Here is a 13,074-nt window from a genome sequence, read left to right on the forward strand (position 1 = left end):
TGCGCACACGGCTGGCGAGCGGCCAGATTCGGGTAGTGTGGCGGCACCGTGGATTTTCTCCGGACTCAGGGCGCTCAAAGCCTGTTTATTTACACAGGTAACAGACCCTACCTCTGTTACAATCCCCGCCCATGGACGTATCCCAGATTCTAGACCCCCTCAACGACGCCCAGCGCGAGGCCGTGGCCGCGCCGCCGGGCAACCAACTGGTACTGGCCGGCGCCGGCTCCGGTAAGACCCGCGTGCTGGTGCACCGCATCGCCTGGCTGATGCAGGTGGAGGGGGCCTCGCCCTACTCCATCCTCGCCGTGACCTTCACCAACAAGGCCGCCCGCGAGATGCGCGCGCGCATCGAGGAGCTGTTGGGGGTGAACACCTTCGGTATGTGGGTGGGCACCTTCCACGGCCTGGCCCACCGGCTGCTGAAGGCCCACTGGCAGGAAGCGAAGCTGCCGCAGAACTTCCAGATACTCGACAGCGACGACCAGCTGCGCCTGATCAAGCGGGTGCAGGCGGATCTGGGCCTGGACGAGAAGAAGTGGCCGCCGAAGGAAACCCAGTGGTGGATAGGCGCACAGAAGGATGAGGGCCTGCGGCCGCAGTATATCCAGGCCGGTGCCGATCCCTGGCTGGCGACCATGGTGCGCATCTACTTCGCCTACGAGGAGGCCTGCCAGCGCGGCGGCCTGGTCGATTTCGGCGAGCTGCTGCTGCGCGCCCACGAGCTGTGGCTGAACAACGACGCGGTGCTGGCCCACTACCGCCGCCGCTTCCCGTTCATTCTCGTAGACGAGTTCCAGGACACCAACACGATCCAGTACGCCTGGCTGCGCCTGCTGGCCGGCGACCAGTGCCATATCACCGCGGTCGGCGACGACGACCAGTCCATCTACGGCTGGCGCGGCGCCAAGATCGAGAATATCCAGCACTTCGCCCAGGACATGCGCGATGTGCAGACGGTGCGCCTGGAGCAGAACTACCGCTCCACCGCCACGATACTGAAGGCCGCCAACGCGGTCATCGAGCACAACGCCGGACGCCTGGGCAAGGAGCTGTGGACCCGGGGCGAGGAGGGGGAGCCCATCGCCGTCTACGCGGCCTACAACGAGCAGGATGAGGCGCGCTTTATCGTCGAGCGCATCCAGGACTGGGTGCGCGACGGCAACCGCCGCGACAGCGTCGCGATACTCTACCGCTCCAACGCCCAGTCGCGGGTCTTGGAGGAGGCGCTGCTGCGCGAACAGGTACCCTACCGCATCTACGGCGGCCAGCGCTTCTACGAGCGCATGGAGATCAAAAACGCGCTGTCCTACATGCGCCTGATCGCCAACCGCGACGACGACACCGCCTTCGAGCGGGTCGTCAACACGCCGACCCGCGGCATAGGTGCGCGCACCGTGGAGATGGTGCGCAGCTACGCCCGCGAGCACGGCTGCTCCCTTTGGCAGGCGTCCAAACAGATGCTGCAACAGCGGCTGCTCGCCGCCCGCGCCGGCAACGCGCTGCAGGGCTTCCTCGATCTGGTCAACCAGCTCGCCGCCAACGCCGAGGACAAGCTGCTCGACGCGATCGCCGAGGACGTGATAGAAACCAGCGGCCTGCTGGAATTCCACGGCAGGGAAAAGGGCGAGAAGGGCCAGACCCGGGTCGAGAACCTGCGGGAACTGGTCAGCGCCTGCCGCGCCTTCGACGGCGTCGATGCGCCGGACGGAGAAGAAGGCGAGGAGGCGCCGCCGCTGCTGCACCAGTTCCTCGACAGCGCCGCGCTGGATGCCGGCGAGGGCCAGGCGGACGAGTTCGAGGACGCGGTGCAGCTGATGACGCTGCACTCGGCCAAGGGCCTGGAATTCCCGCTGGTGTTTATGGCCGGCGTGGAGGAAAACCTCTTCCCGAACAAGATGTCGATGCAGGAGCCGGGGCGCATGGAGGAGGAGCGCCGCCTCTGCTATGTGGGTATCACCCGCGCGATGCGGAAGCTGTATATCACCTACGCCGAAAACCGCCGCCTGTTCGGCTCCGAGACCTACAACAGCCCGTCGCGCTTTATCGGCGAGATACCGCCGGAGCTGGTGCACGAGGTGCGCCTGAAAACCGAGATATCGCGCCCGCTGTTCCAGTCGGACTACGGCAAAGTCGGCAAGCTGGGCCAGTACTCCGACCCGGCGCCGGATTTCGACGACCTGCCGCCGCTGGCTCTCGGCGGCCGCGTCGACCACCCCAAATTCGGCGAGGGCACGGTGGTACAGTTCGAGGGCAGCGGCCCGCGCGCGCGGGTGCAGGTCAACTTCGACGACGCCGGCAGCAAGTGGCTGGTGGTCGCCATGGCCAAGCTGCAGCCGCTGTAAACCCGGGAGCGCGGGAGCTCCGTCTCCGCAAGCGGGCCACAGGCCCGTCAAAAATGATTTGATGAAAACGCAAAAGCCGTAAAAGCAAAAATAAAAACCAATGAAAAAAATAAACTGGTACCCCCCGATAATCCTCGCCCTGCTTGCGCTGCTGGTGATCACCTTCGGCGCTTTGGTTGCGTCCCGCGCATCTCTGGGACCGGCGCGGCACTTTGCCGAGGACGGCGGGTGGGAAACCTTCGAGTGGAAACTCGTCACCACCTGGCCGAAAAACTTCCCCGGACTCGGCAGCGCGCCGGAGCGCTTCGCGAAGAAAGTCGAACTGATGTCCGGCGGGCGCCTGAAGATCAGGGTCTACGGCGCCGGCGAGCTGGTGCCGGCCATGGGCGTGTTTGGCGCCGTGTCCGAGGGCGCCGCGCAGATGGGCCATGGCGCCGCCTATTACTGGAAGGGCAAGATTCCGGCCGCGCAGTTCTTCACCGCCGTCCCCTTCGGCCTGAACGCCCAGGAGATGAATGGCTGGCTGCACCACGGCGGCGGCCTCGAATTGTGGCAGGAACTCTACGAGCCCTTCGACCTGATCCCGATGGCCGGCGGTTCCACCGGCGTGCAGATGGCGGGCTGGTTCAACAAGCAGATCAATTCCGTCGAGGATCTGAAGGGCCTGAAGATGCGCATCCCCGGTCTCGGTGGCGAGGTGCTGAACCGCGCCGGCGGCACCGCGGTGACGATACCCGGCGGCGAGCTGTACACCGCGCTGCAGACGGGCGTGATAGACGCAACCGAATGGGTCGGCCCCTACAACGACCTGGCCTTCGGTTTCTACCAGATCGCCGACTACTACTACTACCCGGGCTGGCACGAACCGGGCTCGATTCTCGAATTTATCGTCAACAAGACCGCCTTCGAGAAGCTGCCGAAGGATCTTCAGGAAATCGTCCGCACCGCCGCCCGCGACGCCAACCAGGATATGCTCGACGAATACACCGCGCGCAACAACCGCGCGTTAAAAGAACTGGTGGAGAAGCACGGCGTGCAGATCAAGCGCCTGCCGGCGGATGTCATAGCGCACCTGAGGAAGATCAACGGTCAGATCATGGAGGAGACCGCGGCCAAGGACCCGCAGTTCGCCCGTGTTTACGAAGCCTTCAAGGCGTTTGAGCGCGAGGTGATCCCCTATCACCAGATCAGCGAGGAGGCCTATTACCAGTCGCGGGCGCTGGAAGCGCAGTAGAGTCCCGACTGCGGGGCAGCCGGGACAGGGCTCACTGTGCGGCGGTGTCTTGCTGCGGCAGCGGAATAAATCGCACCAGCAGCAGCTTGTAGACAAAGGCCCCGCCCAACATCAAAAAGAAATAGTAGCGCCCCGCCAGCTCGGCCATGCGCGGATCCGCATCGAGTGCAAGCGGAATCAACGCACAGAGCAAAAAGCTGAATACCAGCGCGCCTATCCGCAGCAGGGCTGTGTACAGCTTGCTGCGGATTCTGCGCGCCGCGGCCATACCGGCATAGAAAACGGTAGTGGATACGGCGGCTATGATTAGTGCGGTGATGGTCATTGTTCGATTTCCTTTGTTTTCGAGTGGTGGTGTTTGGAATTCTGTGTAATCTATTTTTCGTTAATATAAAAAGGATATTTCTCGGGCTTTGAGCATTCGCATTGCTACCAGCCCTTAGCTTTCAAATACTTATCTGGAATCCTCAGCCTAACTTCTCTGTCTAAAATCTCTGGAGCTCTATTCAAATCACTATCAGAAAGTGAAACCTTAAATAGCGGCATCTGAAAGCCTGATTGAACAATTGAGAAAAATATCGTGTTTTTTTCCACGGTAGCTCTAACCACATAGTAATTGTAAAGAGTCATCTCAATGGTCAGTTGCAGGAAAGGAATATCGGTTGACTCTTTGATAACATAGTCCTTAACAGCGTCTTTGAAATGCCTATCTAGCCCCTCTATCAAAACGTCTTCTAAATCATCACTTCGCATACCAAGCTCCATCAATTTCTTTTAGTCGCTTATATCCGTGCACTTTCTGCAAATACTCCCACTCTTGCTGAAGAAATCCGCCGTTAGTTCTGGGGTCATGAGTGAACTTGATCTGCTTATTTGTATTCACAGCATCATCCAGTACCGGGATGTTGAAAGCCCTGAACATTTCATCATCAGATAATTCATATTTGGCAGTTATAGAGCTCCACTCGCTGCCCAGGTCGAAATAAGTGGCGTTCTCGGTTCTCGCAATAGCAACATAGGAATCAGGGCCTGGAGTACTCCAGTCTTCTACTCCGTTAGTTACGGTAGGTCTGTACTTTCCTAGAACCAAGGTGTTGGAATCGAGATTATGGACAGAGCGTGCTTTAATGGCTAGATAATCAGATTCTGGTATCTTTCTGAAAATATCATCAAGTTTACTTTTCCCATTGTGCTCTTTGGACGCAATTTCCAGTTCTGTGTCGATTTTTTCACGCCGTGCAGGCTTCTCTTTTCGGATGCTGGTAGCTGCCACAGCCGTTCTATGGGATTCCACCTCTCCAAGGCTTTCGAAATCTTCGAAGCTGGCCTTACGATTGTTCCCGCTGTTGTGCCTCGCGAGAGTTTTTGCTTTCCTGGCCTGCCCGGCAAACTCCATCAGCAATTCGCCCACCTTGCGGAACTTGGCAAAGTGCCGCGCCTGGCCGGCGGCACCGGCTGCCAGGCCCGCTCCGCCGGTGACCGCCGCGAGGAGTATGGTGAACAGGACTTCAAAGGCCGCCGCGCCGGAAAATTCGGTGATCTCTATCGGGTGCTGAGCCTTGACGTAATCCTTGATGAAGCGCCGGAGGTCGGCCTGCAGGGCCGGGTCTTCCCAGATCAGGTCGGCCATTTCCGTGGCCCGATGGAATTGTTCGCGGGTAATGGCGCCGGGGTCGAAGCCGAGCACCTGTACCAGCTCGCGCTTCTCCGCCGTCAGGATTTCATCTGCGAAGGCTGCGAGCAGCTCCTCTCCTGTGTCGCTGTTGCGTTGCAGAACCCGGTAGCTCGATTGTATGCCCCGCAGGCTGCGATGCAGGGGGTTAACGACATCGTTGACTTCCTTGAGCCACTGGGCGAGGTCTGTACCGGCATTCCACAGGCCAGTGAGGAAGGCGCCGGTGTAGATGGCGGTGCGGCTGATGCGGGTTTCTTCGCGCAGGAGCTGTTCGTGACGTGCCGCTTCCGCGCTTTCCTGGGCGACGATGGCGGCCAGTGCCTGGCGGATCCTGACACGCAGTATGCCGCGCTTGTCTTTTTCAGCGGAGGTCTGCGTCTGCGGCGCGGAGGCAATTTGTGTGAATCGCAGATCTCCATGGTAGATGGCGTCTAGAATAATCGCCCACCTGCCCGGGTAGCCTCCCGGGCGGGAATATGGCCCTATCTCTGTATTGTTTGCGTATTGCCAGCCGTCGCCCAAGCGTCTCTCTCGCCGCCCTTGCCGCCGGCGGAGTGCTAGCCGCTGGTGGAACTCGATATTGTGAAAGTGGAAGATTTCGAGATCGGCGCAGAATAGTTGGTCGCCATCGATCCGCTCCAGGACTTCCAGGGCCAGATAGTATTCGCCGGGATCTGCGGGTTGGAACTCGTGGCCCAGAGAGAGGAGATAGCGATTGCCCTGACGGTCCGTGAGGCTGCAGAGAGACATATCCGTGTCTGGCGTTATTTATATATGCGAACGCGAATCCTATCGCGATAGTTTTGCGGATGAAAGCAGCGAACCGGAAAACTGCTCGTCAGGTAACAAAAAAGGGGGGCTCAGGGGCCGGGAAAATTGTTGGGGGGAATAAAAAGGGCGGGATTGCTCCCGCCCCGGTCGGTGTTTGCCTGCAGGCCGTCAGAAGTCGTAGGCGTCTGCCTGCGGCCCCTGATTTTTCTCCTCCGCGGGCTTTTCTGCCACCATCACTTCGGTGGTCAGCATCAGGCCGGCGATGGACGCGGCGTTCTGCAACGCAGTGCGGGTGACCTTGGTGGGATCGATAATGCCGAACTCGATCATGTCACCATAGTCCCCGGTCTGCGCGTTGTAGCCGAAGGCGCTGTTCTTGTCGGAGCGGACCTTGTCCAGCACCACGCTGCCCTCGACACCGGCGTTGGCGACTATCTGGCGGAAGGGCTCCTCCATCGCGCGCAGGGCGATATTGATACCCAGCTGCTGGTCGTCGTTGGCACCCTTAAGGCCGGACTTGCGCAGCGCGTCTGCGGCGCGCACCAGGCTGATACCGCCGCCGGGAATAATGCCCTCTTCCACCGCGGCGCGGGTCGCGTGCAGGGCGTCGTCCACCAGGTCCTTCTTCTCCTTCATTTCGACTTCGGTAGCTGCGCCGACCTTGATCACGGCCACGCCACCGGCCAGCTTGGCCAGGCGCTCCTGCAGCTTTTCCTTGTCGTAGTCGGAAGTGGACTTGTCGATCTCGGCGTGGATCTGGGCCACACGCGCGTCTATATCGGCTTTCTTGCCGGCACCGTCGACGACGGTGGTGTTCTCCTTGCCGATCACGACGCGCTTGGCGCTGCCCAGCTGCTCCAGTTCGACCTTCTCCAGAGTCAGGCCGACCTCCTCGGAGATCACGGTACCGCCGGTCAGTATCGCGATATCCTGCAGCATGGCCTTGCGGCGGTCGCCGAAGCCGGGCGCTTTGACCGCGGCGGCCTTCAGGGTGCCGCGCAGGTTGTTGACCACCAGCGTGGCGAGCGCCTCACCCTCGATATCCTCGGCGATGATCAGCAGCGGGCGGCCGGCCTTGGCCACGGCTTCGAGCACCGGCAGCAGGTCGCGGATGTTGCTGATCTTCTTGTCGAACAGCAGCAGGTAGGGGTTGTCCAGCTCCACCTGCATCTTGTCCTGGTTGGTGATGAAGTAGGGGGACAGGTAGCCGCGGTCGAACTGCATACCCTCGACGATTTCCAGTTCGTTCTGCAGCGACTTGCCCTCCTCGACGGTGATAACGCCGTCGCGGCCCACCTTCTCCATCGCCTCGGCGAGTATCTGGCCGATATCGGCGTTCCAGTTGGCGGACACTGTGCCCACCTGGCCGATGGACTTGCTGTCATTGCAGGGCTTGGACAGCTTGGTCAGCTCCTCGGTGGCGGCCTTCACGGCGGCGTCGATACCGCGCTTCAGGTCCATCGGGTTCATGCCCGCGGCGATGGCCTTGTGGCCCTCGCGCACCAGCGCCTGCGCCAGCACCGTGGCGGTGGTGGTGCCGTCGCCGGCGACATCCGCGGTCTTGGACGCGACTTCCTTCACCATCTGCGCGCCCATGTTCTCGAATTTGTCTTTCAGTTCGATTTCCTTGGCGACGGACACGCCGTCTTTGGTGATCCGCGGCGCGCCGAAGCTCTTGGACAGAACCACGTTGCGGCCCTTGGGACCGAGGGTGGCCTTCACCGCGTTGGCGAGGATATTCACACCGGCCAACATGCGCTCGCGGGCATCGTCGGAAAACTTAACGATCTTTGCGCTCATGCTGCTTGCTCCTGTGCTGCACTCTCATCCAGAATGGCCAAAATGTCGGACTCTTTTACGATCAGATAGGTTTCTCCGTCGAGCTTGACTTCCGTTCCGGCGTACTGGCCGAACAGGATGCGCTCGCCCACCTTGACCGCCAGCGGCCGCAGCTCCCCGTTGTCCAGCTGCGCGCCCTGCCCCACGGCAATAACCTCACCCTGGCTGGGCTTTTCCGCAGCCTTGTCGGGAATCACGATACCGCCTTTGGTGGTGGTTTCGGCCGGCAGCCTCTTGACGACCACCCGATCGTAAAGCGGTCTGATACTCATCGGATTTCCTCCCATAAGCATTCACAAAACACAGGTAAAAGAAATCGTACAGTCGGGAGCGGGCCGACAGATTTCCCCGGTCTCCCAAGCGGCAAAATAGGAGCGGGCCGGCTCTTTTCAAGAGCGCTGAAACGGCATTTTTTATAATTAATTTTTCTAAAAATCCGGGCTCTGCCAGTAGAAGGCGTATAAATCTGGACTTATATTTTTAGAAGGGTTAACGCCACAGGAGGAACGCAGATGGCCTTAGTTTCTCACCCCGCGTTTGAGAGCGCGCTCGCGGACTACTTTCGCGAGCGGTTACAGGATCTCGGCCGCCAGCTGCAGCCGCAGCCGCGCGAGGACACACTGTGGTATCTGGGCAACCTGCTCGCCCGCTTCGGCGACAGCGATCAGCTGTTCGGCTACGACCGCGAGGGGATGAGCATCCGCCCGCTGGCGCTGCTGTACAAGGACGCGCGCGAGGCCGGCAGCCACTGGGAGCGCTGTCAGCTGTTGCGGCAACTGGGGGATATGGCGCTGTTTCTCGGTGCGCTCTTCCCGGAGACCTACGCCCGGCGCGGCATCCGCCGGGACTACTTCGTCGGTATGGGCGGCGGCGCCTACGACTACCTGGGGGAAAACGCGCAGCAGAACCGCCATGTGTTCGTCGAACTGGCGCAGCGCTTCGTGCGCCTGCTGGAGCTGGTGGCCAGGGCCTGTGCGCGCGAGCAGGCGTTCGACGCCATAGATGTGCTCGATCTCTACCAGCGCTGGCGACAGAGCGGCAATCCGCACCTGGCCGAACAGCTGCGCGCGCTGGGTATTGCGCTGCCCGAGTCCAACGCGGCGCACTAGAAGCTGTTTCACAACTACTATACGGGCGCCCGGCGGTGCTCGGCCTCCTCATGTACTAGTCGTACACTGCGGTGCCTCCGCTCCGGCGGCCGCCACCAGGCGCCCGGAACAGCTTCTAGGGAAGAATACAGCTGCCCGTATCCCGCTCGTAGCTGCCGCCGGCATCCAGGCAGCGGTCGATCTGCCAGAACTCCGCCGTGTGCATACGCACCAGCAGCAGCGCGCCGAGGGCTATCAGCAACAGGCCGGCCGCGGTGGCCTTGTTGCTCCAGCGCAGTCGGGACAGGATCAACAGCAGCAGGCCGGCGGGGATCAGCAGTATCCCGGCCAGCACCAGCAGCTGTTCGAAAAATGATTCGCTCATCCCCATCGGTATAGCACCGGTGGGCGCGGGAGGGTTACTGCGGCAGCGGCCGTGTGCGCCCGCGGTCGTCGATGGCCACGAATACGAATTCGCCCTCGGTCACCTTCACCTGCTCGCCGGAATCCACCCGCGTCAGCCAGACTTCGACCATGGTGCGGATCGAGGAGCGGCCCACTTCGATGGCCTCGGCGTAGCAGCTGACCGTCGAGCCCACCGGCACCGGGCGCAGGAACACCATGCTGCCCACCGCGACGGTGGTGACGCGGCCGCGGGCGATACTCTGGGCGAGGATGGCACCGGCCAGGTCCATCTGCGACATCAGCCAGCCGGCGAATACATCCCCCTGCGGGTTGGTATCCCGGGGCATGGTCTGCGTCTGCAGCGTCAGGGTGCCTGTGGGTTGCGGATCTTCATCAAGTGCGGACATCGATTGCTCACGGATTGTTAGAGTTATTCGATCCCGCCGGCGCTTGGCGGGTGGCGCATTCTAGCACAAACTGACCAGCATTTAGCCAGCACCAACCGGCCCTAGCCGGAAAGCGCGGCCGGCAGCCAGGTGGCCAGCGACGGCCACAGGGCGAGCCCGCACAGCAACAGCAGCTGTATCGCGATAAACGGTATCACGCCGCGGTAGATGGCCCCGGTGGGCACCTCGCCCGGCGCGACGCCGCGCAGGTAGAAGAGCGCGAAGCCGAACGGCGGCGTCAGGAAGGAAGTCTGCAGGTTCAGCGCGATCATGATGCCGAGCCATACCGGGTCCACGCCCATCGCCAGCAGTACCGGGCCGACGATCGGCACCACGACGAAGGTGATCTCGATAAAGTCGAGAATAAAGCCGAGCAGGAAGATGACCACCATCACCAGCAGGGTCGCGCCGACCACGCCGCCGGGCAGGCTGTTGAAGATACCGGTCACCAGCTCCTCGCCGTCGTAACCGCGGAACACCAGCGAAAACAGCGAGGCGCCGATCAGTATCGCGAATACCATGGCCGTGACCTGCAGCGTGTTGCGCCCCACCTCGCCGGCGCGGTTCCAGCTCAGCGCGCCGCGGCTCCCGGCCAGTATGCCGGCGCCGAGTGCGCCGACCGCGGCGGCCTCGGTGGGTGTGGCGGCGCCGCTGATGATGGAACCGAGCACCAGCAGCATCAGCAGGATTGGCGGCAGCAGGCTCTTCAGTGTCTCGCGCAGGTTCACCGTTTCGCCGCCGGCCGGGGCAGCCGCCGCCGGTTCGCGGCCGGCCACGAACAGCAGGTAGATGATATAGGCCGCCACCAGCAGCAGGCCGGGCACAATCGCGCCGATAAACAGGTCGCCGACACTGACCGGCTGCGGGTTGAAGATGCCCGCGGACAGCTGCGCCTGCTGGTAGGCGTTGGACAGGGTATCGCCGAGCAGCACCAGCGCGATGGACGGCGGGATTATCTGCCCCAGGGTGCCGGTGGCGCAGATGGTGCCGGTGGCGAGCCCGGGCGAATAGCCGCGCTTCAGCATGGTCGGCAGCGACATCAGCCCCATAGTCACCACGGTGGCGCCGACGATACCGGTGCTGGCGGCCAGCAGCGCGCCCACTACGACCACCGATACCGCCATGCCCGCCGGCACCCGCGCGAAGACCCGGGCCAGGTTGACCAGCAGCTCCTCGGCGATGCGCGCCCGCTCCAGCATCACGCCCATCAATACGAACAGTGGCACCGCCATCAGGGTGCCGTTTTGCATGATGCCGTAGAGGCGGTCGGGGAAGGCGCGCAGCAGCTCCGGGTCGAAGATGCCGAACACGATACCCAGGCCCGCGGCCGCGAGCGCCGTGCCGCCGAGGGTGAAGGCCACTGGATAGCCGAACATCAAGAGCCCGCATACGGCGGCGAACATCAGCAGTGGGATCAGCTCGATCACGCGCCGGCCTCCTCAACTTCCGCGCGCACCGCCGCGCCCGCGGCGGCGCGCGGGGCCCGCGGCGCCACCTGCATCAGTTGCGCCAGCGCGCGCGCGAACTGAGCCAGGCCGGCCAGCGCCAGCGTGACGGCCGCGAGCGGAATCAGGCTCTTCAGCAGGAAGATGCCGGGCAGGCCGCCGGCGTTGGCGCTGCCCTCCAGCACCGCCCAGCTGCTGGCGGCGAACTGCCAGCTGCCGACGAGAATAAAGGCGCACATCGGCAGCAGGAACACCAGGGTGCCGGCCGCGTTGACCCAGGCGCGGCCGCGCTCTCCCATGCGGCGGTAGAAGACGTCGACGCGCACATGGGCGTCCGTGTAGAGCGCATAGGCCAGGCCGAGCATAAAGGCGGCGCCGTGCAGGTAGATGACCGATTCCTGCAGCGCCACCGAACCGCCGTCGAAGCCGTAGCGCAGCAGCACCACCGCGCTCTGCAGCAATACCATCGCCAGCGTGAACCAGCCGAGCAGTCGCCCGGCGCCGCTGGCCAGCCGGTCGAGGGCGCGCGCGCCGCCTAACAGAAGGGACATGGGGAGCTCTCTCAATGCATCTTATTGTTGTGGCTCAAAGCCTACCGCCTCGGAGGATCAGGCGCCAGTTGTGCAATTCGGTGATCTGTAACCTTTTTGTCATCTTTCATTCATAGAATCGTCACCCGTTGTTCGTAGTGTGCGCCTCGTACCTCAAACACACTCACTGGAGTAACCCATGAACAAGCACGGTTTTGCCAAGAAAATAGTGGCCTCCTCCCTGGCGGCACTGACCATCGCCGCCTCCCAGGCGGCCCTGGCGGCCCGCGATCATATCAGCATCGTCGGCTCCTCCACCGTATACCCCTTCACCACCACCGTGGCGGAGCGCTTCAGCCGCGCGACCCAGTTCAAGACTCCGGTTGTGGAATCCACCGGCACCGGCGGTGGCATGAAGCTGTTCTGCCAGGGCGTGGGCGAGAGCACCGCCGACATCACCGGCGCCTCCCGCCGCATCAAGCAGTCCGAGCTGGATATGTGTAACGACAATGGCGTCGACGTGGTGGAAGTGCAGATCGGCTACGACGGCATAGTGCTGGCCAACGCCAAGAGCGCCGAGCCTTTCGAGCTGACCCGCAAGGACATCTTCCTGGCCCTGGCCAAGGATGTGCCGAATCCGGACGGTTCCGAAACCCTGGTACCCAACCCCTACAAGACCTGGAAGGACGTGAATCCGGCCCTGCCCGCGCACAAGATCGAAGTGCTGGGCCCGCCGCCGACCTCCGGTACCCGCGACGCCTTCGCCGAGCTGGCGATGGAAGGCGGCTGCAAGCAGTTCGACTGGATCGCGGCCAAGAAGAAAGCCGACAAGAGCGCCTACAAGGCCATCTGCCACAACATCCGTGAAGACGGCGCCTATGTGGAGGCCGGCGAGAACGACAACCTGATCGTGAACAAGCTGGTGGCTAACCCGAATGCGCTGGGTATCTTCGGCTTCAGCTTCCTGGACCAGAACGCCGACAAGGTGCAGGGCTCCCTGATCGAGGGCCAGGCGCCGACCTTCGACTCCATCGCCGAGCAGAGCTATCCGGTGTCCCGCCCGCTGTTCATCTACGTGAAGAAGGCGCACGCCGACGTGGTGCCGGGCATCAAGCAGTTCCTGGCCGAGTTCACCAGCGAGCGCGCCTGGGGTGAGGACGGCTACCTGGCCGACAAGGGCATGATCCCGCTGCCGGCCGAGAAGCGCCAGCAGGTGGCCACCGACGTGCGCAAGCTGAACGCACTGGGCAACCTGGCCAAGAAGTAAGTTTCGGAAAAGCAGTAGGTAAAAGGATT

13 protein-coding genes are annotated in these 13,074 nt (G+C 62.4%); 4 read left to right on the forward strand and 9 right to left on the reverse strand.

From position 1 onward, the window contains the following. The first annotated feature begins 131 nt into the window (after positions 1–131). Entirely contained in the window at positions 132–2,345 is a 2,214-nt protein-coding gene (uvrD, locus tag ACXAF3_RS01005; protein ID WP_475110436.1) for a DNA helicase II, read from the forward strand. A 100-nt stretch (positions 2,346–2,445) separates the two neighbouring features. Next, positions 2,446–3,579, forward strand: coding sequence for a TRAP transporter substrate-binding protein (locus tag ACXAF3_RS01010; protein ID WP_475110437.1), 1,134 nt, complete (start codon positions 2,446–2,448; stop codon positions 3,577–3,579). A gap of 31 nt (positions 3,580–3,610) precedes the next feature. Here ACXAF3_RS01010 and ACXAF3_RS01015 read toward each other — a convergent pair whose 3' ends face one another. The 5 genes from ACXAF3_RS01015 to groES all read right to left on the reverse strand — a co-directional run bounded on the left by ACXAF3_RS01015 (position 3,611) and on the right by groES (position 8,136). Further along, a complete protein-coding gene (locus ACXAF3_RS01015) occupies positions 3,611–3,904 on the reverse strand; it encodes a hypothetical protein (RefSeq protein ID WP_475110438.1) in 294 nt (97 codons plus the stop codon). 104 nt (positions 3,905–4,008) lie between these two features. After that, positions 4,009–4,332, reverse strand: a complete 324-nt coding sequence (locus tag ACXAF3_RS01020) for a hypothetical protein (RefSeq protein ID WP_475110439.1) — start codon at positions 4,330–4,332, stop codon at positions 4,009–4,011. Further along, the gene (locus ACXAF3_RS01025) at positions 4,322–6,004 is read right to left on the reverse strand and encodes a hypothetical protein (RefSeq protein ID WP_475110440.1); all 1,683 of its coding nucleotides are present in this window, start codon (positions 6,002–6,004) and stop codon (positions 4,322–4,324) included. The genes ACXAF3_RS01020 and ACXAF3_RS01025 overlap by 11 nt, the downstream gene beginning before the upstream one ends. A 189-nt stretch (positions 6,005–6,193) precedes the next feature. Then, positions 6,194–7,825 carry a chaperonin GroEL gene (gene groL / locus ACXAF3_RS01030; RefSeq protein WP_475110441.1) on the reverse strand — a complete coding sequence of 544 codons (1,632 nt, stop codon included), beginning with the start codon at positions 7,823–7,825 and terminating at the stop codon, positions 6,194–6,196. Further along, positions 7,822–8,136, reverse strand: coding sequence for a co-chaperone GroES (gene groES / locus ACXAF3_RS01035; RefSeq protein ID WP_475110442.1), 315 nt, complete (start codon positions 8,134–8,136; stop codon positions 7,822–7,824). The genes groL and groES overlap by 4 nt, the downstream gene beginning before the upstream one ends. A gap of 240 nt (positions 8,137–8,376) precedes the next feature. On the opposite strand from groES, the gene ACXAF3_RS01040 reads away from it, so the two are divergent. Continuing rightward, positions 8,377–8,973 (forward strand): hypothetical protein, encoded by a 597-nt coding sequence (locus ACXAF3_RS01040; RefSeq protein ID WP_475110443.1) that lies wholly within the window; start codon positions 8,377–8,379, stop codon positions 8,971–8,973. Between the two features lie 115 nt (positions 8,974–9,088). On the opposite strand, the gene ACXAF3_RS01045 is transcribed toward ACXAF3_RS01040, so the two are convergent. From ACXAF3_RS01045 to ACXAF3_RS01060, 4 genes are all read right to left on the reverse strand, one after another. Beyond that, the gene (locus tag ACXAF3_RS01045; protein WP_475110444.1) at positions 9,089–9,337 is read right to left on the reverse strand and encodes a hypothetical protein; all 249 of its coding nucleotides are present in this window, start codon (positions 9,335–9,337) and stop codon (positions 9,089–9,091) included. Positions 9,338–9,371: 34 nt separating this feature from the next. Then, positions 9,372–9,764 (reverse strand): acyl-CoA thioesterase, encoded by a 393-nt coding sequence (locus ACXAF3_RS01050; protein ID WP_475110445.1) that lies wholly within the window; start codon positions 9,762–9,764, stop codon positions 9,372–9,374. A 101-nt stretch (positions 9,765–9,865) separates the two neighbouring features. Continuing rightward, positions 9,866–11,230 (reverse strand): TRAP transporter large permease, encoded by a 1,365-nt coding sequence (locus ACXAF3_RS01055; RefSeq protein ID WP_475110446.1) that lies wholly within the window; start codon positions 11,228–11,230, stop codon positions 9,866–9,868. Then, positions 11,227–11,799 (reverse strand): TRAP transporter small permease subunit, encoded by a 573-nt coding sequence (locus ACXAF3_RS01060; RefSeq protein ID WP_475110447.1) that lies wholly within the window; start codon positions 11,797–11,799, stop codon positions 11,227–11,229. The genes ACXAF3_RS01055 and ACXAF3_RS01060 overlap by 4 nt, the downstream gene beginning before the upstream one ends. 178 nt (positions 11,800–11,977) lie before the next feature. On the opposite strand from ACXAF3_RS01060, the gene ACXAF3_RS01065 reads away from it, so the two are divergent. Continuing rightward, complete coding sequence (locus ACXAF3_RS01065; RefSeq protein ID WP_475110448.1) at positions 11,978–13,045, forward strand: PstS family phosphate ABC transporter substrate-binding protein; 1,068 nt, start codon at positions 11,978–11,980, stop codon at positions 13,043–13,045. Positions 13,046–13,074: the final 29 nt, after the last annotated feature.

The organism is Microbulbifer sp. ABF4_143, assembly GCF_056160225.1.

Coding starts and splice junctions, on each gene's coding strand:
- ACXAF3_RS01025 (WP_475110440.1), bottom strand. CDS start 6,004: ATGTCTCTCTGCAGCCTCACGGACCGTCAGGGCAATCGCTATCTCCTC.
- ACXAF3_RS01015 (WP_475110438.1), bottom strand. CDS start 3,904: ATGACCATCACCGCACTAATCATAGCCGCCGTATCCACTACCGTTTTC.
- ACXAF3_RS01045 (WP_475110444.1), bottom strand. CDS start 9,337: ATGAGCGAATCATTTTTCGAACAGCTGCTGGTGCTGGCCGGGATACTG.
- ACXAF3_RS01060 (WP_475110447.1), bottom strand. CDS start 11,799: ATGTCCCTTCTGTTAGGCGGCGCGCGCGCCCTCGACCGGCTGGCCAGC.
- ACXAF3_RS01020 (WP_475110439.1), bottom strand. CDS start 4,332: ATGCGAAGTGATGATTTAGAAGACGTTTTGATAGAGGGGCTAGATAGG.
- groL (WP_475110441.1), bottom strand. CDS start 7,825: ATGAGCGCAAAGATCGTTAAGTTTTCCGACGATGCCCGCGAGCGCATG.
- ACXAF3_RS01040 (WP_475110443.1), top strand. CDS start 8,377: ATGGCCTTAGTTTCTCACCCCGCGTTTGAGAGCGCGCTCGCGGACTAC.
- uvrD (WP_475110436.1), top strand. CDS start 132: ATGGACGTATCCCAGATTCTAGACCCCCTCAACGACGCCCAGCGCGAG.
- ACXAF3_RS01065 (WP_475110448.1), top strand. CDS start 11,978: ATGAACAAGCACGGTTTTGCCAAGAAAATAGTGGCCTCCTCCCTGGCG.
- ACXAF3_RS01010 (WP_475110437.1), top strand. CDS start 2,446: ATGAAAAAAATAAACTGGTACCCCCCGATAATCCTCGCCCTGCTTGCG.
- groES (WP_475110442.1), bottom strand. CDS start 8,136: ATGAGTATCAGACCGCTTTACGATCGGGTGGTCGTCAAGAGGCTGCCG.
- ACXAF3_RS01050 (WP_475110445.1), bottom strand. CDS start 9,764: ATGTCCGCACTTGATGAAGATCCGCAACCCACAGGCACCCTGACGCTG.